19 protein-coding genes are annotated in these 19,729 nt (G+C 70.0%); 3 read left to right on the top strand and 16 right to left on the bottom strand.

The window, feature by feature from the left end; all coding sequences use genetic code 11:
• Positions 1 to 7: 7 nt before the first annotated feature.
• The 8 genes from poxB to gabT all read right to left on the bottom strand — a co-directional run bounded on the left by poxB (position 8) and on the right by gabT (position 10,664).
• Complete coding sequence (gene poxB, locus F6A08_RS05195) at positions 8 to 1,732, bottom strand: ubiquinone-dependent pyruvate dehydrogenase (RefSeq protein WP_017201522.1); 1,725 nt, start codon at positions 1,730 to 1,732, stop codon at positions 8 to 10.
• Between the two features lie 52 nt (positions 1,733 to 1,784).
• Entirely contained in the window at positions 1,785 to 2,222 is a 438-nt protein-coding gene (locus tag F6A08_RS05190) for a pyridoxamine 5'-phosphate oxidase family protein (protein WP_124896245.1), read from the bottom strand.
• Positions 2,223 to 2,337: 115 nt separating this feature from the next.
• Positions 2,338 to 3,702: an NAD-dependent succinate-semialdehyde dehydrogenase gene (locus tag F6A08_RS05185; RefSeq protein WP_124896246.1), complete on the bottom strand. Its 1,365-nt coding sequence runs from the start codon at positions 3,700 to 3,702 to the stop codon at positions 2,338 to 2,340.
• Between the two features lie 189 nt (positions 3,703 to 3,891).
• The gene (locus tag F6A08_RS05180; protein WP_151458802.1) at positions 3,892 to 5,358 is read right to left on the bottom strand and encodes an NAD-dependent succinate-semialdehyde dehydrogenase; all 1,467 of its coding nucleotides are present in this window, start codon (positions 5,356 to 5,358) and stop codon (positions 3,892 to 3,894) included.
• A gap of 43 nt (positions 5,359 to 5,401) precedes the next feature.
• The gene (locus tag F6A08_RS05175) at positions 5,402 to 6,946 is read right to left on the bottom strand and encodes an APC family permease (RefSeq protein WP_017201527.1); all 1,545 of its coding nucleotides are present in this window, start codon (positions 6,944 to 6,946) and stop codon (positions 5,402 to 5,404) included.
• A complete protein-coding gene (locus F6A08_RS05170; RefSeq protein WP_124896248.1) occupies positions 6,946 to 7,830 on the bottom strand; it encodes a universal stress protein in 885 nt (294 codons plus the stop codon). Before F6A08_RS05170 ends, F6A08_RS05175 begins: the two co-directional genes overlap by 1 nt.
• Positions 7,830 to 9,212, bottom strand: a complete 1,383-nt coding sequence (locus F6A08_RS05165; RefSeq protein ID WP_151458801.1) for a flavin monoamine oxidase family protein — start codon at positions 9,210 to 9,212, stop codon at positions 7,830 to 7,832. The genes F6A08_RS05170 and F6A08_RS05165 overlap by 1 nt, the downstream gene beginning before the upstream one ends.
• A 90-nt stretch (positions 9,213 to 9,302) precedes the next feature.
• The gene (gabT, locus tag F6A08_RS05160; RefSeq protein WP_151458800.1) at positions 9,303 to 10,664 is read right to left on the bottom strand and encodes a 4-aminobutyrate--2-oxoglutarate transaminase; all 1,362 of its coding nucleotides are present in this window, start codon (positions 10,662 to 10,664) and stop codon (positions 9,303 to 9,305) included.
• Positions 10,665 to 10,739: 75 nt separating this feature from the next.
• On the opposite strand from gabT, the gene F6A08_RS05155 reads away from it, so the two are divergent.
• Positions 10,740 to 12,269 (top strand): PucR family transcriptional regulator, encoded by a 1,530-nt coding sequence (locus tag F6A08_RS05155; protein WP_225855742.1) that lies wholly within the window; start codon positions 10,740 to 10,742, stop codon positions 12,267 to 12,269.
• 6 nt (positions 12,270 to 12,275) lie between these two features.
• On the opposite strand, the gene F6A08_RS05150 is transcribed toward F6A08_RS05155, so the two are convergent.
• Genes F6A08_RS05150 through F6A08_RS05125 form a run of 6 tightly spaced genes read right to left on the bottom strand, consistent with a single transcriptional unit; the run spans position 12,276 to position 17,246 of the window.
• On the bottom strand, positions 12,276 to 13,142 hold the full coding sequence (locus F6A08_RS05150; protein WP_151458799.1) for a MurR/RpiR family transcriptional regulator: 867 nt from the start codon (positions 13,140 to 13,142) through the stop codon (positions 12,276 to 12,278).
• Positions 13,129 to 13,944 carry a phosphonate ABC transporter, permease protein PhnE gene (gene phnE, locus F6A08_RS05145; protein ID WP_151458798.1) on the bottom strand — a complete coding sequence of 272 codons (816 nt, stop codon included), beginning with the start codon at positions 13,942 to 13,944 and terminating at the stop codon, positions 13,129 to 13,131. The genes F6A08_RS05150 and phnE (F6A08_RS05145) overlap by 14 nt, the downstream gene beginning before the upstream one ends.
• Complete coding sequence (gene phnE, locus F6A08_RS05140; RefSeq protein ID WP_151458797.1) at positions 13,941 to 14,753, bottom strand: phosphonate ABC transporter, permease protein PhnE; 813 nt, start codon at positions 14,751 to 14,753, stop codon at positions 13,941 to 13,943. The genes phnE (F6A08_RS05145) and phnE (F6A08_RS05140) overlap by 4 nt, the downstream gene beginning before the upstream one ends.
• On the bottom strand, positions 14,750 to 15,574 hold the full coding sequence (phnC, locus tag F6A08_RS05135; RefSeq protein ID WP_225855741.1) for a phosphonate ABC transporter ATP-binding protein: 825 nt from the start codon (positions 15,572 to 15,574) through the stop codon (positions 14,750 to 14,752). Before phnC ends, phnE (F6A08_RS05140) begins: the two co-directional genes overlap by 4 nt.
• Before the next feature lies 1 nt (position 15,575).
• Complete coding sequence (gene phnD, locus F6A08_RS05130) at positions 15,576 to 16,565, bottom strand: phosphate/phosphite/phosphonate ABC transporter substrate-binding protein (RefSeq protein WP_151458796.1); 990 nt, start codon at positions 16,563 to 16,565, stop codon at positions 15,576 to 15,578.
• Between the two features lie 42 nt (positions 16,566 to 16,607).
• Complete coding sequence (locus tag F6A08_RS05125; RefSeq protein ID WP_225855740.1) at positions 16,608 to 17,246, bottom strand: HAD family hydrolase; 639 nt, start codon at positions 17,244 to 17,246, stop codon at positions 16,608 to 16,610.
• A 117-nt stretch (positions 17,247 to 17,363) separates the two neighbouring features.
• Between F6A08_RS05125 and F6A08_RS05120 the strand changes: the two genes are divergently transcribed.
• The gene (locus tag F6A08_RS05120) at positions 17,364 to 18,017 is read left to right on the top strand and encodes an amino acid deaminase (protein WP_225855739.1); all 654 of its coding nucleotides are present in this window, start codon (positions 17,364 to 17,366) and stop codon (positions 18,015 to 18,017) included.
• Between the two features lie 81 nt (positions 18,018 to 18,098).
• On the opposite strand, the gene F6A08_RS05115 is transcribed toward F6A08_RS05120, so the two are convergent.
• On the bottom strand, positions 18,099 to 18,497 hold the full coding sequence (locus F6A08_RS05115) for a riboflavin kinase (protein ID WP_124896257.1): 399 nt from the start codon (positions 18,495 to 18,497) through the stop codon (positions 18,099 to 18,101).
• The gene (locus tag F6A08_RS05110; RefSeq protein ID WP_151458794.1) at positions 18,494 to 19,018 is read right to left on the bottom strand and encodes a flavin reductase family protein; all 525 of its coding nucleotides are present in this window, start codon (positions 19,016 to 19,018) and stop codon (positions 18,494 to 18,496) included. Before F6A08_RS05110 ends, F6A08_RS05115 begins: the two co-directional genes overlap by 4 nt.
• Positions 19,019 to 19,121: 103 nt before the next feature.
• On the opposite strand from F6A08_RS05110, the gene F6A08_RS05105 reads away from it, so the two are divergent.
• On the top strand, positions 19,122 to 19,727 hold the full coding sequence (locus F6A08_RS05105; protein WP_017201535.1) for a PadR family transcriptional regulator: 606 nt from the start codon (positions 19,122 to 19,124) through the stop codon (positions 19,725 to 19,727).
• Positions 19,728 to 19,729 lie beyond the last annotated feature (2 nt).

Here is a 19,729-nt window from a genome sequence, read left to right as displayed (position 1 = left end):
CGCCGGCTCAGAACAGCTGGCGCCAGTTCGCCTTCGCGAGGTCGAGGAGCTCGTCCCCGCGCCCGGACATGACGGTGCGGATCGCGTAAAGCGCGAAGCCCTTGACCTGCGCGGCCTCGATCGCCGGCGGCATGGACAGCTCCTGCCGCTCTGTGACGACGTCGAGCAGCGCGGGGCCGTCATGCGCGAGCACCTCCCTGACCGCCTCGGGGAGGTCTTCGCTGCGCTCCACGCGCCGCGCGAAGATGCCCATGGCCTCGGCGATCGCCGCGAAGCTCGGGTTGTCCAGGCCCGTGCCGTAGGTCACGAATCCCGCGGCCTTCATCTCCAGTTCGACGAAGTTCAGCGAGGAGTTGTTGACGACGATCGTCTTCACCGGCAGCTTGTTCTGCGTCAGCGTCAGCAGCTCACCGAGCATCATCGCCAGGCCGCCGTCGCCGGCGAGCGCGACGACCTGACGGTCCGGGTGGGCGACCTGCGCGCCGATGCCGTGCATCAGGGCGTTGGCCATCGAGCCGTGCGTGAACGAGCCGATCAGGCGCCGGTTCTCCGTCATCGAGAGGTAGCGCGCCGCCCAGACGGTCGGCGAGCCCACATCCGCGGTGAAGATCGCGTCGTCGGTCGCGTACTCGTCCAGCAGCCTGGCGAGGTACTGGGGATGGATGGGACGCTTCCCCTTGGCCGGGACAGCCAGCTCGTCGAGCTTCTTGCGGGTCTTGCGGTAGTGCGCGATCGCGTCGTCGAGGTGGCCGCGGTCGTCCTTGTGGGCGATCCGCGGCAGCAGCGCTTCAGCCGTGGCCCGGACGTCGCCGACCAGTCCCAGGTCGAGCGGGTGCCGCTTGCCCAGCTGTGCGCCGCGGATGTCGACCTGGATGGTCTTCGCGCCGTCGGGGTAGAACTGCTCGTACGGGAAGTCGCTGCCCAGCACCAGCAGCGCGTCGGCGGCCTCCATCGCCCGATACCCGGACGCGAAGCCGAGCAGGCCCGTCATCCCGACGTCGAAGGGGTTGTCGTACTCGATGAACTCCTTGCCGCGCAGGGCGTGGACGATCGGCGCACCGAGCTTGTCGGCGAGGGCGATGACCTCGTCGTGGGCGCCTTCGACCCCTGCGCCGGCGAGGATCGTGACGTTCTTCGCCGCGTTCAGCAGCGTCGCGGCCTTCTCGAGCTCCGGACCGCTCGGGACCACGACCGGACGTGCCCGCTCGATCACCACGGCACGGTCGTCGGCGATATCGGCCAGCGCGACGTCGCCCGGGATCACCAGCACCGCCACCCCGCGCTCCTCGATCGCCGCGCGCATGGCGATCTCCATCAGGCGCGGCATCTGCTTCGGGTCGGCGACGTACTCGACGTACACGCTGCACTCGCGGAAGAGCTCCTGCGGGTGCGTCTCCTGGAAGTACCCGGTGCCGATCTCTGTCGTGGGGATGTGCGCGGCGATCGCGAGCACGGGAACGCGGGAGCGGTTCGCGTCGTAGAGGCCGTTGATGAGGTGCAGGTTGCCCGGACCGCAGGAGCCGGCGACCACCGCGAGCTCGCCCGTGGTGGCGGCGTCGGCGGCGGCGGCGAACGCGGCGGACTCCTCGTGCCGCACGTGCACCCAGCGGATCGTGCCATCCTTGCGGAGCGCGTCCGTGAATCCGTTCAGCGAATCTCCGGGGATGCCGTAGACGCGGTCGATCCCGTTGGCGTGCAGAGTCTTGACGATGTTCTCAGCGACGTTGGCCATACTCCGACCCTACGCCCGGAGGCGCGGAGCAGGGCGATGCGCAGACGACCGCTCAGTATTCCTGGGGGCCGTCGCGGTCGGGCTCGGGAGCGCGGCGGAACGCCCTGCCGGAGACGGAGGTCGGGGCGATGCGCACGTAGACGCGTTTGTCGGTCGGGATCCACGGTCGAAGCCCTGCGGCCTCCGCGCGCTGCACATCGGCATCGGACTCCAGCGCGCTCGCGTGTCCCCTGACGATGACGCTCCACGCCGCGGTGTCGGTGTGGTGGTCGACCTCGAACAGCACGTCGGCGTTGACCGTCAACTCGAACAGCTTGCTGCCGGGCGCGGTGCGGAACAGGATGCCGTCTCCGTCCACCGCGTAGTTCACGGGGAAGATGTCGATCGTCTCGCCCACATGGGTGACGAGTCGTCCGAGCTCCTGCGTGCGGAGCCGCTCCCAGCTCTGTTCGGTGGTCAGCGTCTCGATCGGGTCGGCATTCGTGCTCATGCCGCCATTGTCCCTCACCCGCTGTCCCCGCCGACAGGGCATCAGTCCCGCAACACGAGGCGGGCATGCGGACGGCGCCTCGCGCTCTGCGAGGAGCCGTCCGTCCGTCGCACGGTCAGCCGATGCGGATGAGCTTCTTGTTGACGAACTCGTCCGCGGCGAGGTGGCCCAGTTCGCGGGCGGTGCCGCTGCGCTTGATACCGCCGAACGGCAGCTCGGGGCTGTCGGCCAGCACGAGGTTGACGTAGACCATGCCCGCCTCGATCCGGTCGGCCACGCGCTCGGCCTGGTCCGCGTCCGTCGTGAACACGTACGATCCGAGGCCGAACGTGGTGTCGTTCGCCAGCGCGACCGCAGCGTCCTCGTCCGCGACGCGGTACACGACCGCCGCCGGCCCGAACAGCTCCTCCCGGTAGACGTTCATGTCCGGGGTGACGTCAGCAAGCACGGTCGGCGCGAAGAACGCTCCCTCGCGCGTGCCGCCGGTCAGCAGCGTCGCGCCCTGCTCGACCGCGGAGTCGATCTGCTTCTGCAGGTTCTCCGCGGCAGCCTCGGAGGAGACCGGTCCGAGCACCGTGTCGTCGAGCATCGGGTCGGTCGCCTCGACCGCCGCCATCGCCGCCGTGAACTTCTCCACGAACGCGTCGTACAGCTCGTCGACGATGATGAAGCGCTTCGCCCCGTTGCAGGCCTGGCCGTTGTTGTCCAGGCGCGCGTCGACCCCCGCCTGCACCGTCGCGTCGAGGTCGTCCGTCGACAGCACGATGAACGGGTCGGATCCGCCCAGCTCGAGCGCCACCTTCTTCAGGTTGCGGCCGGCGACCTCGGCGACGGCCGCGCCGGCACGCTCCGAGCCCGTGAGGGACACGCCCTGCACGCGCGGGTCGGCGATCATGTCGGCGATCTGCTCGTTCGTGGCGAGGACGTTCTGGTACGCGCCCTTCGGGAAGCCGGCGTCGTGGTAGATCGCCTCGATCGCGCTCGACGACTCCGGGCACTGCGGCGCGGGCTTCAGGAGGATCGTGTTGCCGACGATCAGGTTCGGGGCCGCGAACCGCACGATCTGATAGGCCGGGAAGTTCCACGGCATGATGCCGACGAGCGGTCCGAGCGACGAGCGGCGGATGATCGCCGAGCCGTCACCGAGGATCTTGATGGGCTGGTCGGCCATGATGTCCTCGGCCTGATCGGCGTAGTACTCGGCGATGTCCGCGGCGAAGTCGACCTCGCCGAGCGCGGCCTCGCGGGGCTTGCCCATCTCGCGCACGAAGATGTCGGCCAGCTCCTCGCGGCGCTCGCGGTGCAGCTCGGCCGCGCGGCGCAGCAGCGCGGCGCGATCGGCGACCGTGGTCGAGCGCGACCACTCGCGGTGCGCCTCGTCCGCGGCGGCGACAGCCTCCTCGATCTGCGCGTCGGTGAACGTGTCGAAGGACGCCAGCGTCTCTCCGGTGGCGGGGTTGATGACGGCGTAGTCGGTCATGAGGTGTCCTCTCGTGTGCGGGCCCTTCGGCAAGCTCAGGGACCCAGGCCGTTCGTGGGGGGTGGGGCCCTTCGGCAAGCTCAGGGACCCAGGCCGTTCGTGGGGGGTGGGGCCCTTCGGCAAGCTCAGGGACCCAGGCCGTTCGGGGGGTGGGGCCCTTCGACGAGCTCAGGGACCCACCCCGGGAGATCAGGAGATCGGGATCAGCGTGTACTTGGTGGACAGGTACTCGTGGATGCCCTCGAAGCCGCCCTCGCGGCCGACGCCGGACTGCTTGACGCCGCCGAAGGGAGCGGCCGCGTTCGAGACCACGCCCACGTTGAGACCCATCATGCCGGTCTCGAGGCCGTCGATCATCCGCTGTCCGCGCTGCAGGTTCTCGGTGAAGACGTACGAGACGAGACCGTACTCGGTGTCGTTCGCGAGACGGACCGCCTCCTCCTCGGTCTCGAACGTGGCGATCGCGAGCACCGGTCCGAAGATCTCCTCGCGGAGGATCGCGCTGCCGGGCACGACGTCGGTGAGGACGGTGGGCTCGTAGAACGTGCCGGTCCCCTCGACCGCCTTGCCGCCCGCGAGCAGCGTGGCGCCGCGCTCGACGGCGTCGTCGACGAGCTCGCCGGCTTTGGCCACGGCGTCCTCGTCGATGAGCGGTCCGATCGCCACGCCCTCCTCCGTGCCGCGGCCGATCTTCATGCCGTTGACACGCTCGGTCACGCGCTTGGCGAACTCGCCCGCGACGTCCTTGTGCACGATGAAGCGGTTCGCCGCGGTGCAGGCCTGGCCGATGTTGCGGAACTTCGCGGCCAGCGCGCCCTCCACGGCCTTGTCGAGGTCGGCATCGTCGAACACCACGAACGGGGCGTTGCCGCCGAGCTCCATCGACACGCGCAGCACGCCCTCGGCCGCCTGGGCGATGAGCTTGCGGCCGACCTCGGTGGATCCGGTGAAGGACAGCTTGCGCAGCCGCGGGTCGGCGATGATCGGCGCCGACAGGGCGCTGGACTTCGAGGTCTGCACGACGTTGACGACGCCGGCGGGGAGACCGGCTTCTTCGAGCAGCTTCGTGAAGTAGATGGTCGTGAGCGGCGTCAATGCCGGGGGCTTGATGACGACGGTGCAGCCGGCGGCGAGCGCCGGCGCGATCTTGCGGGTCGCCATCGCGAAGGGGAAGTTCCACGGCGTCACGAAGAACGACGGTCCGACCGGACGCTGCGACACGACCATGTGACCCGTGCCCTCGGGGTTGATCCCATAGCGTCCGCTGATCCGCACGGCCTCCTCGCTGAACCAGCGCAGGAACTCGCCGCCGTAGACGACCTCCCCGCGCGCCTCGGCGAGCGGCTTGCCCATCTCCAGCGTCATGAGCAGGGCGAGGTCCTCCTTGTGCGCCTGCACGAGGTCGAACGCCCGGCGCAGGATCTCGCTGCGCACCCGCGGTGCGGTCGCGGCCCACGCGTCCTGCGCGGCGACCGCGGCGTCGAGCGCGCGGATGCCGTCGGCGGGGGTCGCGTCGGCGATGGTGCGGATCACCGCACCGGTCGCCGGGTCCTGCACGTCGAAGGTGCCGCCGGTCTCGGCGTCCGTCCACTCGCCGCCGATGAAGAGGCCGGTGGGGATGCTGTCGAGCAGCGCCTGCTCGGTCTGAGTGCTCATGGGTTCTCTTTCCGTGAGGAGGATGGGTGGCTGAGAGGGTCGGTCAGCGGCGTCGACGGCTGGGCGGTGCGTCGATGCCCAGCGTCTCGCCGCGGAAGAAGGCGGGCCGGCGGACCGCGTTCCAGATCATCACCGCGATGCCGACGACGATGATGAGCATCCCGAGGATGAACACGATGCCGACACCGCCGATCTGCGAGCCGGAGCCGTAGGCGGGGTCCATGGAGTCGATCAGCGTGGTGAAGAACAGCACTGCGAGGATCGCTCCGCCGACGAGCGGGAACAGGAACGTGAAGAAGAAGTTCCGCGTCGAGTCGAACCACTGCTTGCGGAAGTACCAGACGCACGCGAACGCGGTGATCCCGTAGTAGAAGCAGATCATCATGCCCAGGGTGAGGATGGTGTCCCACAGGGTGTCTTCGCTGACCACGCGCATCACGGCGTAGAACGCGGAGGCGACGATGGCCGACACGATGGTCGCGTATCCGGGGGTGAAGAACCGGGGGCTCACCTTCGCGAAGGACTTCGGCAGCGCGCCGTAGTGACCCATCGCGAGCAGGGTGCGGGCCGGGCCGACGAAGGTCGACTGCAGCGACGACGCCGAGCTGGTGAGCACCGCGAGCGAGACGAGGAAGGCCAGCGGGCCGAGGATGGGTCCGGAGAGGTGGAAGAAGACGTTCTCCTGGATGTCCTCGTTGCCGAGCCCGAGGGCGCCCGTGCCGACGCCGGCGAACATGATCATCGCCACCGCGAGCAGCAGGTAGAGCGAGACGATCGTGAGCACGGTGACCGTGGCCGCACGACCGGGCGTCTTCTCCGGGTCCTTGGTCTCCTCGTTCATGGTCAGCGTGACGTCCCAGCCCCAGAAGATGAAGATCGAGAGCGAGAGTCCGGCGGCGACCGCGCTGAACGACGAGATCGCGAACGGGTTGAACCAGTTCAGGTCGAACGGCTGGTAGTCGAAGCCGTTGCCGTTCACCGCCTGTACGATCGCGGCGACCGCGAAGAACACCAGGACGAGGATCTGGAAGCTCACGAGCCAGTACTGCAGCTTCTGGGTCGTCTGCATGTCGCGGTAGGAGACCCACGTGGCGGCGAGCATGAAGAGCAGGCACACGCCGATGTTGATCCAGGTGTTGCTCGCGAGCGTCGCGACCTCGGCGTTGCCCGTGATCTGCGAGAGCAGCAGGAACAGGAAGTCGACGGCGACCCCGGCGAGATTCGACAGCACGAGGATCGTCGCGACGATGAGACCCCAGCCGGCCATCCAGCCCACCCAGGGCCCGAACGCCCGGGCGGCCCAGGTGAACGACGTGCCGGAGTCGGGCATCCGGTTGTTGAGCTCGCGGTAGCCGAAGGCCACGAGGAGCATCGGGATGAAGCCGACGAGGATGATCGCGGGGATCTGCGCGCCGACCTCGGACGCCGTGGGGCCCACGGCGGCCGTGAAGGTGTAGGCCGGCGCGATGCACGAGATGCCGATGACGACGGCGCCGATCAGTCCGACCGTACCGGCGCTGAGGCCCTTCGTGGAGATGCCGGTCGTGACGCCGGATTCGGGCTCCGTCGCCCTGTTGGTGCTGCTCATCAGCGGTCTCCTGCTTCGTTGCGGGTGCGCGGGACGACGATCATGGGGACGGGGAGCTCGTGCAGCATCTTCGCCGCCGTGGAACCCAGGAACAGGCGGCGCGGCTGCGCGAGCCTGCTCGATCCGACGAGGACGACCTCGCCGGGGAGCCAGGAGAGATTCGCGACGGCGTCCTCGACGGAGTCGCCCGGTGCCTTCTCGACCGCGGCGGTCCGCCCGTCCGGCAGCAGCTCGGTGGCCACTGCGAGGACCTCCTGCGCGTGGTTGTCGCCGACGGTGCGGATCGCTCCGGTGTCGAGCCCGGGAGGAACGTCGAACGGGACGAGGGAAACCAGTCGCAGGTCGACACGGCTGTCACCGGCCAGCGAGACGGCCTCGTCGAGCAGTGCGTCCGCTCCCGGACGCGAACCGACGGCGACCGTCACGCGCGGGATGACGTGGTCGTCCTCCTGCGCGGTGCCGACGGGGGCGAGCGCCACGGGGATGGTCGACGAGTGCAGCAGCTCGGAGGCGACGCTGCCGAGCCGGTGGCGCCCGAGGATCCCGCCGCCGGCGGCGCCGATGACGATCACCCGGGCGTCGAACTCCTCGCCGGCGGCGATCAGACCCTCGGCGAACGACTCGGAGAAGCGGACGTGGCCGCTCCGCGTGAGCTCCTGCGGAAGGCGGACGACGGCATCGGCGAGCCACTTCCGCGCCTGGCTCCTGATGTGCTCCTCATACGCGCGCTCCGGCGGGACAGCCGCGCTGCGCGTGCCCTCGGTGGGCAGCACGATGACCAGGTGCAGCGTCGCGCCGATGCTCCGCGCGAGGCGGGCGCCGAGTGCGGCGGCATCCGCTCCCGCATCCGTCGCCGTGTACCCCACGACGATCGAGCCGGTCATCAGCCGATGCTCTCGACGGCGCCGGCGTCGCGACTCGCGTCGACGATGTCGGCCGCGACGAGGTGCCCCATCCGGATCGCCCCGTCCACGTGCTGGTATCCGGCTCCCGCCATGTCGCTGCAGGCGAAGTGGATGGGCCCGACCGCGGTGCGCAGGTCCGCACCGTAGCGGTGGAGACCGCCGAGGTCGAAGCTCGCCGCATACGCACCGCGCGTCCACTCCTCGCTGCCCCAGTCGCTCTCGTAGTACACGACGGGGTTCTTGGCCTCGGGACCGTAGTAGTGCGAGAGCGACTCGAGGATGCGCTCCTTGCGCTCCTCGGCCGACAGCTCGAACACGCCGTCCGCGTTGGCGTCGGACACGAAGCCGACCAGGGTGCCGCGCTCGTCGCCGTGGTTGGTGTTGTCGTACGCCTCGTGCGACAGCTCGTACGGGCTGAAGGCCGTGCCGCTGAGGCCCTGCTCGCGCCAGAACGGACGGTCGTAGACGGCGTGCACCTTGATGACGAAGCCCATCGACAGGTGCTGGTGCAGCTGGTGCTGGCGGCGCGGCAGCGGCGGGACGAACGAGATGCGGCTGTAGAGGATGGGCGCGTGGGCGAGGATCGCGTACCGCGCCCGCACCGTGAGCTCGTCGGTCGTCGCGACGACCCCGTCGTCGGACCACTCCAGGCTGCGGACGGGCTGGTTCAGCAGCACGTCGTCGCCCAGGCGCTCGGCGAGGCGCAGCGGCACCTGCTGCAGACCGCCGACGACGCGCTTGTCGAGGATGAAGTCCGCGTCGACGAGGTTCGAGTACGAGCCGGCGGACGCCGCCATGAGCAGGGACTGCAGCAGGGAGAATGCGTGCGTCGGCTTGGTGAGCATCGCGGATCCGGTGGCGAACGCCAGGTTCCGGACGGCCTCGTCGTCGTCGGTCTGCTGGCGCAGCCAGGCATCCCAGGAGATCGAGTCCCACTCGGCGGCGTTCGGGTGCTCCCACGGCTTGTCGGGGTCGATCTCGGCGACCAGCGCATCGAGGATCTCGGTGATCCGGGCGATCTCCGCCTCGGTCTCCGGTGCCACGGGGAACATCTCCCCCGTGAAGCGGTGCGCCTGGCCGTCGGGGCCGACGTACACGCTGTCGCCCTCCCGGTACCGGCTGTACGTCTCGAGCCCGAGCTCCTCGATCGCGTCCTTGAGCGCATCCTGGTCGGGCGAGACCCACTGGCCGCCGATCTCGAGCATGGCGCCGTCGATGACGTCGGTCCACAGGCGTCCGCCGACACGGTCGCGGGCCTCCAGGACCGCGACCGACAGGCCGGCCTTCCGCAGGTCGTTCGCCGCCGTGAGCCCTGCGGCTCCGGCGCCGATGATCAGCACGTCGCGAGTGATCTCAGCCATCTGCAACTCCTTCGTCGTCGGGGGATGCGGGGGAAGAAGTACCGGTCGCGTCCCGAAATCCCCCGATCCGGGGACGCGACCGGACAGGGGTCAGGCGGAGGCGAGCGCCTCGGCCACGACGTCGAGGCCCTCGTTCAGCAGCTCGTCGCCGATCGACAGCGGCGGGAGGAAGCGGATGACGTTGCCGTAGGTGCCGCAGGTGAGGACGATGACGCCCTGCGCGATGCACGCCTTGGCGACCGCCGCCGTGAGCGCGGCATCCGGCGCCTTGGTCTCGGGGTCGACGAATTCGGCGGCGACCATCGCGCCGTGACCGCGCACGTCGCCGATGCGGGCGTCCTCGGCCTGCAGGCCGGTGAGACGACCGATCAGGATCTCGCCGATCTCCCGTGCCCGCTCGATCACGCCGTCGTTCTCGAACACGTCGATCGAGGCGAGGGCTGCAGCGCAGGCGATCGGGTTGCCGCCGTAGGTGCCGCCGAGACCGCCGGAGTGCGAGGCGTCCATGATCTCGGAGCGACCGGTGACGGCGGCGAGCGGGAGGCCGCCGGCGATGCCCTTGGCCGTGGTGATCAGGTCGGGCTCGATGCCGAAGATCTCGCTCGCGAACATGTGGCCGGTGCGGGCGAAGCCGGTCTGCACCTCGTCGGCGATGAAGACGACGCCGTTCGCGCGGCACCAGTCGACGATCGCGGGGAGGAAGCCGTCGGCGGGGACGATGAAGCCGCCCTCGCCCTGGATGGGCTCGATGATGACCGCGGCCAGGTTGTCGGCACCGATCTGCTTCTCGAGCTGGAGGATGACGCGAGCCGCGGCCTCTGCACCCTCGAGCCCGTCGCGGAAGGGATACGACATCGGCGCGCGGTAGACCTCGGGGGCGAACGGGCCGAAGCCGCTCTTGTACGGCATCGACTTCGCGGTCAGCGCCATGGTGAGGTTCGTGCGGCCGTGGTAGCCGTGGTCGAACGCGACGACCGCCTGGCGACCGGTGTGCTTGCGCGCGATCTTGATCGCGTTCTCGACCGCTTCGGCGCCCGAGTTGAACAGGGCGCTCTTCTTCGCGAAGTCGCCGGGAGTGACGCGGTTGAGCGCCTCGGCGACGCCCACGTAGGACTCGTACGGCGAGATCATGAAGCAGGTGTGCGTGAACTGCGCGGCCTGCGCGGCGACGGCCGCGGCGACCTTGGGGTGCGCGTTGCCCACCGTGGTCACGGCGATGCCGGAGCCGAGGTCGATGAGCGAGTTGCCGTCGGCGTCGACGACCACTCCGCCACCCGCGGCGACGGCGGCGATCGGAACCGTGTGTCCGACACCGGCGGCGACAGCGTCCGCCTTGCGCGCCAGGATCTCGGCCGACCGGGGGCCGGGAAGATCCGTGACCAGACGACGCTCCTGCGGGAGGTCGGGTCCGCCGAGAGGGACTGCGGGAGCTGCGGTGTCGAGGAGTGCCATGTTCGCGAGCGTACGGCGGCGACCGAGACGGCTGCACTCGCCGGTCTGTACAATCTGGATGACGAGTTCGCCAGCATGTACAAGAGGCAGGTCACCATGTCGATCTCCGGAGAGCCGACCCTGCGCGCGCTGCTGCAGCGCCGTGACCTCGGGCTCACGATGGTCTCCCCCGAGACCGGCCTCCCGCACGGATCCCTCGATCGGCCGCTGCGCTGGGTGCACAGCTCCGACCTCGCCGACCCCACGCCCTTCCTGTCCGAGGACCTCGCGCTGCTGACGACCGGCACCCAGTTCGACGATGCCGTCGCGATCGACACCTATGTGGGCCGCCTCGCCGATCGCGGAGTCCTCGGCCTCGGCTTCGGCACCGAGGTGCACCGCTCCGGCATCCCCGCGGAGCTCATCGCCGCGTGCGCGAGTCACGGGATGCCCCTGTTCGAGGTTCCCTACCGCACCCCCTTCATCGCCGTCGCCCGCGCGCACTCCGAGGCCATCGCGGCGCAGGCGTACGCCCGGCGGTCCTGGGCCCTCGACACCCAGCGCGCCCTGGCCCTCGCAGCCCTCCGTCCGCACGGCCTCGACGCCACGATCGCCGAGCTCGGACGCCGGCTCGACGTCTGGTCGGGGATGTTCGACGCCGCGGGAGCCCTCACCGTCTCCCACCCGCGGGACGCGGTCGACGCCCGCGTGCTCGACGAGCTCGGCTCCCGGGTCGTGGAGATCCTGACCCGCGGGCTCGAGGCCGGACAGTCGCTCAGCATCGGAGACCACTCGTTCATGCTGTTCACGGTGGGCCGTGGCGGACACCTCCGCGGCGTGATCGCGCTGGCCGTCGACACGCTCGATCCCGAGGCGCGGTCGGTCGTCACCTCGGTGATCGCCATGGCCGGACTCGCCCTGGAGCAGAGCGAGCAGCTCGCCCGCAGCCGTCGACGCCTGCACGCCCAGCTCCTCGGGTCACTGCTCGCCGACGACCCCGCCCTCGCCCGTCGAGTGCTGGGATCCCTTCCGGCCGCCCCCGTGGTGGTGGCGGTGGCAGCGGACGCCCCGGCCGGCCCGCTCACCGACTGGTGGGAGCGACACCGCGCCGAGCACGGGACGGCGGTGTTCCTCGCCGAGTCCGAGGACGGCGTCACGCTCTGCCTCTCCGTGGGCGACGAAGCCCTGCTCGACGAGGTCGCCGCGCGCTTCGGCATCCGCATCGGCGTGTCCGACCCCGAGGGCTACGACTCCTTCGCCCGGGCCCACGCGCAGGCGCTCACGGCGCTGCGGCAGCATGGCACGCACGGGGTCGCCCGGTACGCGGACACGGTGGGGTCGAGCATCCTCACCGCGCTCGCGACCGATGAGGCCCGGCTGGTCGCGGAGTCGCGACTCGCGCCCATCCGGGAGCAGGATGCCCGCACCGGCTCGGAGCTCGAACGCTCGTTGCGCACCTGGCTCGAGCACGACGCGAAGGCCGAGTCCGCCGCGAACGCTCTCGGGGTGCACCGGCACACGCTGCGCACCCGCATCGCCCAAGCCGGCGCACTGCTCGACATCGACCTGTCGACCTTCCCCGCCCGCGCCGAGCTCTGGACCGTCCTCCAGACCGCCAGGGATTGATGCCGGTCAGTCGCCGGGGCCCTCGCCGAGGTTGGCGGACACGACCTCGAGGGCATGGGCCCGCGCCTGCACGGCCTCCGCGCCTCGTTCGGCGGTCACGGCGGCGGCGAACACCTCGGCGAACACGAGGTACGCCACACGGGAGGTGTGTTCGAGTTCGTCGCGGAAGCTCACGCCGGTCGGCGCGATCACGAGCGACAGCGACGCGACCTCGGTCAGGGCGGACGAGGCGAACGATGTCAGGGCGATGACCGTCGCGCCACCCCGCGCGGCCGCCGTCGCGACCCTCAGACTCGCCTCGTTCGCACCCGAACCGCTCACCACGAGGCACACATCCTCGGAAGTGAGGTGGCGGGCCGCGATCTGCTGGGCGATGGCGTCGGCGATGAACTCCGCCGACCGTCCGGCCGCGGTCAGTCTCATGGCGAGGTCGTTGGCGATCGGCGACGACAGCCCGTTCGCAAGCACGAGCAGGCGACGGGCGGATGCCGAGAGACGCACGGCCTCGGCGACCGCATCCGGGTCGAGCAGGCTGGCGAGGGCCGGCAGGGAGCCGGCCAGACGATCGATCTCACCCCGCATGCGGCCGAGCACGCCGGGACCGTGGTCGACGGCCGCCTCTCCGGGTGCGCTGCCGAGCTCCGCGGCGAGCGCCACGCGCAGCTGCGGATACCCCCGGTAGCCGACGCCCTGGCAGGTGCGGACCACGGTGGCCCGTCCGACGCCGGCCCGATCGGCGAGTTCCTGTGCCGTCCACTCCACCACGTCGTCGGCCGATTCGACGATCAGCTCGGCGACGCGGCGCTCGGCCGGCTGCAGGGTGTTGAGCACGGCCGCGATGCGTGCGGTGGGCGGGGCGCTAGGCGAGAACACGGGCTCGGGCTCCCTCCATGATTCGGCGGCGGATCGCACCGGATGCCGCGTCGATCAGCATCGTCACCACGACGACCACGATGAGCAGGACACCCACCGTCGACCACTCACGGTACTGGGTGTACGAGGTGAGCATGTCGCCGATTCCGCCGACGCCGATGAGTCCGAGCACGGCCGACGAGCGCACGTTGATCTCGAAGCGGTACAGCCAGAACGACCAGAACGCGGGTTCCGCCTGCGGCCACACACCCCAGCGCAGCACCTGGAGGGTACCGCCGCCTGCCGCGCGTGCCGCCTCGATCGGTCCGCGCGGCACAGCCTCGACGGCTTCGTACCCCCACTTGCCGAGGGTGCCGATGCCGTTGATCGCGAGGGCGAGCGCTCCCGTGAACGGGGTCAGACCGGTGACGGAGAGGATCACGATCGCGATGATGATCTCCGGCACTGCCCTGATCAGCGAGAACAGCCCGCGCAGGAGCGCCCGCAGCCAGGCGGGCCCGAATCCGCGTGCGGCGAGCAGGCTCAGCGGGGTCGCGAGCAGGATGCCGAGGATCGTGCCGACCCAGGCCATCTCGATGCTCCGCCACGTCTGCCACAGCGCTTCCGGCAGCTTCTCCCAGTTCGGATCGGCGAACATCAGGAACGTGTATCGGACGATCTCGGCCGGAAGGTCGGCGAGACGGGACCAGTCGATGTCGATGGACCAGAACGCGAGCACGACGATGCCGGTGACGAGGGCCCATCCGGCGATCAGCCAGGGCCGGCGGGGCTTGGCGGGGATGCCCGTGAGAGCCGCGCTCATACGAGCCTCCGCCGGATGGCGTCCGAGACGAGATCGATCACGATGACGACGATGAGGATCTCCAGGATGATGAGCGAGAGCTGGTCGTATCGGTAGAAGGTGCGCACCGCGTCGATCAGCAGTCCCATGCCGCCCGCCCCGACGAGACCGAGCACGGTCGAGGCGCGCACGTTCAGCTCGAACACGTAGAGCGTCTGGTTGGCGAACGCCGGCCATGCGTCGGGCAGGGCGAGCGTGCGGTTGATCTTGGCCTGCGTGGCACCCACGGCGCGTCCGGCCTCGAGGGGGCCGCGGTCGTTGGTGTCGATGGCCTCGGAGACGAGCTTGACGATGATGCCGACGTTGAACAGCAGCAGCGCGAGGATTCCGGGAAGCGCGCCGACCCCGACCATCGCGACCAGGATCGCCGCGTACAACAGGTCGGGCACGCTGCGGATGACGTTGAGGATACCGCGCACGACGATGCGCGCCGGGGTGTGGGGGTTGGTGGCGCGCGCGGCCCAGAAGCTGAGCGGCAGCGAGACGGCTGCCCCGATGGCGGTGGCGATGACGGCCATCTGCAGCGTCTCGATGAGGGGTGCGACGGTGCGGGGGAAGAAGCTCCAATCGGGCAGGAGCAGCTTCACGATCTTGTCGGCGCCGTTCTGCCAGTTCCGCGCGATGGCCGAGAAGTCGACGCCGATGCCGATCACCGGCAGGCACATCACGACCGTGACCGCGACGACGGCGATCAGGATGGTGGGGCCTCTCCACGCCCCGCGCGGGCGGGCGGGGATGTCGAGGACGGTCGGGGACGGAGTACCGCTCATGCGTCCAGCCGGTCGTCGGAGGTGAGCGAGCGGCCGTAGATACTCTCGAAGTCGGCATCCGTCGCACTGGCCGCCGGTCCGTCGTAGACGATCTCCCCGGCACGCATGCCGATCATCCGCGTTCCGTACTCACGGGCGAGGTCGAGCAGATGCAGGTTGACGACGACGGTGATCCCGAGGTCGCGGTTGATCCGGCGCAGATCGTTCATCACCCCGTGCGCGGTGGGCGGATCGAGGCTGGCCACCGGCTCGTCGGCGAGGACGATGCGGGGCTCCTGCGCGAGGGCGCGGGCGATCGCGACACGCTGCTGCTGGCCGCCCGAGAGCTCGGAGGCACGGGAGTACAGCTTCGGGAGGATGGCCACGCGATCGAGCGCCTGGTAGGCGAGCTGCTTGTCCGCTTCGGGGTAGACACCGAGCAGCGTGCGCCAGAGCGGCGTGTGGGCGAGGCGTCCGACGAGCACGTTCTGCAGCACGCTCGCGCGGCCGGCGAGGTTGAACCCCTGGAAGACCATGCCGATGTCGCCGCGGAGGCGACGGAGCGTGCGCGGCGAGGCGCCGCTCACCCGGTGCTCCCCCACGTCGAGCGTGCCGCTCGTGACGGGCACGAGACCGTTGATCGTCCGGATGAGGGTCGACTTGCCCGAGCCGGAGAGCCCGACGACGACGACCATCTCGCCGGCGTCGATGTCGAGTGACACCCGGTTCAGGCCGATCGTGCCGTTCGGGTACCGCACCGTGACCTCGTCGAGGCGGATGGACCACGGCGTGGACGCCGCAGCCGGAGCTGCGGCGTCCACGTGCTGGATCTGATCGGACAATTTACTGGAGCCCCAGAGCCTGCGCTGCACGGGCGACCACGTCGAGCGAGTCGGGGTCGGCCGGCGCGAGCTTCGTGATCGAGTAGATGCTGGTGAGGATCTCGGAGCCCTCCGGTGTGTTCGAGAAGTCCTCGAGCGCCTTCGTGATCCGGTCCTGCAGCTCGGGCGACAGGTCGGAGGACAGCGCGACGCCGTCGTTCGGGATCTCCTCGGTCATCGCGAACACGACGACCTTCTGGCCGACGTCCGGGGTGTCCTTGGCGACGATCGTGCGGGCGTCCCAGAAACTGAAGCCGACCTCGGCGTCGCCGTTGTAGACGGCGAGCACGGAGGCGTCGTTCGCGGTGACGGGGATCTGCTGGATGTCGGCGTCGGTGTCGAGCCCCGCCTCCTGCAGCGCCAGGATCGGGTAGATGTAGCCGGCGGGCGAGCCGGGGCCGAGCACGGCGACCTTCGCACCCTTCACCTTGTCGATGCTGTCGAGGCCGGCCGGGCCCTTCAGGGCGTCGGCGCCGTTGCAGAACAGCATCCCGTCGCGTTCGACCGGCTCGTCGTCGCAGTACTTGTCCGGATTGTTCGTCATGAACTGCGCGGGGTAGGTGATGTTGCCGTTGCGCTCGGTCTGCAGCACGACCTTCGCGTCGTACATGTCGTTCGCCTGCCACAGCTGCAGCGACGGCAGGAACCCGATCTGCGCCTGGCCCGCACCCATCGCCTCGACGGCGGCCTGGTAGTCCTTCGACACGACGTCGGTGACCTCGATGCCGAGTTCTTCCGTGAGGTAGTCGGTGAGGGGCGCTGCGGTGTCGACGAGCCCGTCCTGGTCCTGCGAGGGGACGAGCGCGAGCACGATCGACTCGGGATCGGCCGCGGGGGCGGCGGAGTCCTCGGGGGCAGCGGTGCTGCTGGAGCAGCCGGCGAGCACCACGGTCAGCAGGGCGCCGACCGCGATGACGCCCGCTGCGGAGGAGCGGAAGAGGGAGGTACGCATGTTCATCCTTCGATGGGGTGGGGGTGGAGGGAGGGACGGGTCTCAGCCGCGCAGCCAGGCTTCGAGCTGGGGAACCAGCGTCGAGAACTCGGCGGCACGGAAGGTCGGGGTGGCTTCGGGGTCGGAGAATCCGCCGATCAGGGCGGTCGCATGGCCGCGGGCGTGCGCTGGGGCCAGGTCGTTGTGCCAGATGTCGCCGATGCTCAGCACCCGGGCGTCTTCGGGGAGCGCGGCGAGCAGGGTCTCGAGCCCCGCAGGTTTGCCGGCACCGGTGACGATCCGGTCGAACAGGCCGCCGAGCCCGAGCGTCTCCAGCGCGTCGACGATGCGGATCGCTGGCGCGTTCGTGACCAGGACCCGCTCGGCGTCGACCGATGCGAGGAAGTCCACGAGGCCGTCCGGCACGGCGATCGGGGCATCGGGGGTGGCGAGCTGTGCACGACTGGCGAGGTAGGCGGCGCTGAGGAGGCGGGCATCCGCTCCCCTGGTCTCGGCGAGCCGGCGCACCGCGTCGTATCCGTCGAGCGCCTCCTCATCGGCGGTGGCGATCAGGGCGCGGACATCGTCGAGCAGGGAGCCGTCGTCGCCGAGGCGGTTCGCGACCTGCTGCGCGTAGGCGAGGACCGGGCCGTCGCCGAGTGCGATCGTGCCGTCGAAGTCGAAGAGGAGGATGGAGTTCACGGAGTTCTTTCTGTGGGACGCTTCGTCCAGCATGCGGAACGATTGTGGACAGAAGGTCCCGAGCGTGTGAACGCCGTGTGAACAATCCGTCCACTCGACTCGCGTATGGTGAGCGCCGTGTCCGAACTCGCACGACTCACTCGGGCGGCTCACCTCGCCGCAGACGGGACCGCCGCCGGTGCGCGCGCGGCCCTCGACGCGCTCCCGTGGCTGGTGTCCGCGATCCGCGACGACCACGACGCCGACCGCTTTGCCGCCTGGGGTCGGTCCACGGCGATCGATGAGAACACCGGCACGGCAGTCATCCCCCGTGCGCTGTTCGAGGAGGTGCACGCCCGCGCCGGCGTCGCCGCGGACTGGCCGATCGGGAACGCGGGAGTGCTGCACTGCTACGGCTATCTGCTCTCCCTCGAACCCACGCCGTACGGACTCAAGCGCGAGCGCTGGATCGAGAGCACGCTCGCGCGCGCATGCCGCCTGCCCCCGGACGCGTTCCACCCGTGGCGCGAAGCACCCACGCTGCTCACACGGGCCACGGCAGCGGCATCCGCGCTCCTCGCCTCCCCTGCGGCCGGCACGACCCAGGCGGTCGACGGGCGCGAGACCCGCCTGGCCCTGGGAGCGACGCGCGGGCCGAGCGCTCTCGCCTACGCCGTCGCACCCCACGCCGGTGCCGCGCCGCTGCTGATCACGATGTTCCCCGTCGCCGACGCATCCATCGCCCTCACGGACTTCCGGGCGGCTCCGCGCCTGCACTGGAACGCCGCCTAGCCTGCACCCGCCCCGCCCCGCGCCGCGACCTCGCGCTCCCGCCCGCCAGCGGAAGACGAGCCCCACGGCGGAGACCGGAGGTCAGGATTCAGGGGCGGCCAGGAGTGCGCGGCTGCGTGTGATGTCGTCCGCGGTCTGCGCGATCAGGGCGTCGACGCCGTCGAACCGCAGGGTCGCGCGCAGACGGGCGACGAGGAACACAGCCAGTCGCCGGCCATAGAGGTCGAGCTCCGCGTCATGCACGTGCACCTCGACACGTCGCTCGCGGTCGCCTTCGAAAGTCGGGTTCGCCCCCACGCTGACGCTCGCCGCCCAGAGCTGCGGATCGTCGTCGATCCGCACCCGGGCGGCGTAGATCCCGTCATCGGGCAGGCCTCCGTGCTCCAGAGCCAGGTTGGCCGTCGGGAAGCCGAGCTCCCGCCCGCGGCCGTCGCCGGGGACGACCGTTCCGACGATCGTCCCGAGCGGCGGAACGCTCACGCGCTCTCGGGGGCGGCGATGGAGCGATAGCGGCTCTGATGGAACACGAGCGGCTCGACATCGTCGAACAGCGTGACGTCGGCGATCTCGTACAGCGCGATCTCGTGGTCTCCGCCGTCGAAGGTGCTGTGCAGGCGACAGGTGAGCCACAGCGCCGCGTCGGCGATCAGCACGGCTCCCCCCTCGGTGCGCTGCCACTCGTGCCCGCCGAACCGGTCGCCCTCACGCGCCGAGAGCGAGCGGCTGAGAGGCTCGTGATGCGCGGCGAGAACGCTCATGCCCAGCTCGGGCACCGCCCGCAGCACCGGCCAGGTCTTCGACGTCCGGGCCGCGCTGATCGCGACGAGTGCGGGCTCCAGTGAGATCGAGGTGAAGGAGTTGACGGCCATGCCGACGGCGCGATCCTCGACATGCGCGGCGAGCGCCACGACGCCCGTCGGATAGACCGAGAAGGCCCGGCGGAGGGCGAGATCGCGCGGCAGTGCGTCGCTCGGCAGCGCGGTGGTCGCGGCAGTCGTCATTTCGGCTTCCTTTCGTTAGTCAACTTTGACTAGTTCTGATAATAGGCAACTTTGATCATGCAAACAACCGGAATCTGCGATGTCAGCCGTTAGCATGAGGGGCATGTCGACCACCCGCCTCGTCGTCCTCGGCGCCGTGAAGCAGTTCCAGCCCGTGCACGGGTACTTCCTCCGCCGAGAACTCATGACGTGGCACGTCGACGAGTGGGCACACATCCAGCCCGGCTCGATCTACAACGCCCTTCGGGCGCTCGAGGTGGACGGATACATCGCCGAGAGCGGCACCGAGGCCGAGGGGAAACGGCCAGCGCGCACGACGTACCGCATCACCCCGGCCGGCGAGGTCGAGCTGCAGCGGATGCTGCGCGAGAACCTCTGGAACGTCGCGGCCTTCGACACCCAGGCCATCATGACCGTGGCCTCGTTCATGTTCGTGCTGAGCCGGCAGGAGGTGATCGCCGGCCTCGAGCACCGCCTCATCAAGAGCGACGCGATCATCACGCAGAACGGGTTCGATGTGCAGGACACCCTGCGCTCCGAGACCACCCCGAAGTACGTACGGGAGATCTTCGACCTCTCCACCGCCCGACTCACGGCCGAGAAGCAGTGGCTGCTCGATCTGCTGGATCGTCTGCGCGACGGCGAGTACACATTCGCCGGCGAGACGGTGGAGGGTGACGCGCCGGCCGACGCGGCACCCTCGAACTGACG

The organism is Microbacterium algeriense (assembly GCF_008868005.1).
Classification (GTDB): Bacteria; Actinomycetota; Actinomycetes; order Actinomycetales; family Microbacteriaceae; genus Microbacterium; species Microbacterium algeriense.
This window is presented reverse-complemented; position numbering and strand designations above follow the sequence as displayed.

Coding starts and splice junctions, on each gene's coding strand:
- F6A08_RS05180 (WP_151458802.1), bottom strand. CDS start 5,358: ATGAGCACTCAGACCGAGCAGGCGCTGCTCGACAGCATCCCCACCGGC.
- F6A08_RS05105 (WP_017201535.1), top strand. CDS start 19,122: ATGTCGACCACCCGCCTCGTCGTCCTCGGCGCCGTGAAGCAGTTCCAG.
- F6A08_RS05185 (WP_124896246.1), bottom strand. CDS start 3,702: ATGACCGACTACGCCGTCATCAACCCCGCCACCGGAGAGACGCTGGCG.
- poxB (WP_017201522.1), bottom strand. CDS start 1,732: ATGGCCAACGTCGCTGAGAACATCGTCAAGACTCTGCACGCCAACGGG.
- F6A08_RS05190 (WP_124896245.1), bottom strand. CDS start 2,222: ATGAGCACGAATGCCGACCCGATCGAGACGCTGACCACCGAACAGAGC.
- F6A08_RS05170 (WP_124896248.1), bottom strand. CDS start 7,830: ATGACCGGCTCGATCGTCGTGGGGTACACGGCGACGGATGCGGGAGCG.
- phnD (WP_151458796.1), bottom strand. CDS start 16,565: ATGCGTACCTCCCTCTTCCGCTCCTCCGCAGCGGGCGTCATCGCGGTC.
- phnE (WP_151458798.1), bottom strand. CDS start 13,944: ATGAGCGCGGCTCTCACGGGCATCCCCGCCAAGCCCCGCCGGCCCTGG.
- gabT (WP_151458800.1), bottom strand. CDS start 10,664: ATGGCACTCCTCGACACCGCAGCTCCCGCAGTCCCTCTCGGCGGACCC.
- F6A08_RS05155 (WP_225855742.1), top strand. CDS start 10,740: ATGTACAAGAGGCAGGTCACCATGTCGATCTCCGGAGAGCCGACCCTG.
- F6A08_RS05110 (WP_151458794.1), bottom strand. CDS start 19,018: ATGACGACTGCCGCGACCACCGCGCTGCCGAGCGACGCACTGCCGCGC.
- F6A08_RS05175 (WP_017201527.1), bottom strand. CDS start 6,946: ATGAGCAGCACCAACAGGGCGACGGAGCCCGAATCCGGCGTCACGACC.
- phnE (WP_151458797.1), bottom strand. CDS start 14,753: ATGAGCGGTACTCCGTCCCCGACCGTCCTCGACATCCCCGCCCGCCCG.
- F6A08_RS05165 (WP_151458801.1), bottom strand. CDS start 9,212: ATGGCTGAGATCACTCGCGACGTGCTGATCATCGGCGCCGGAGCCGCA.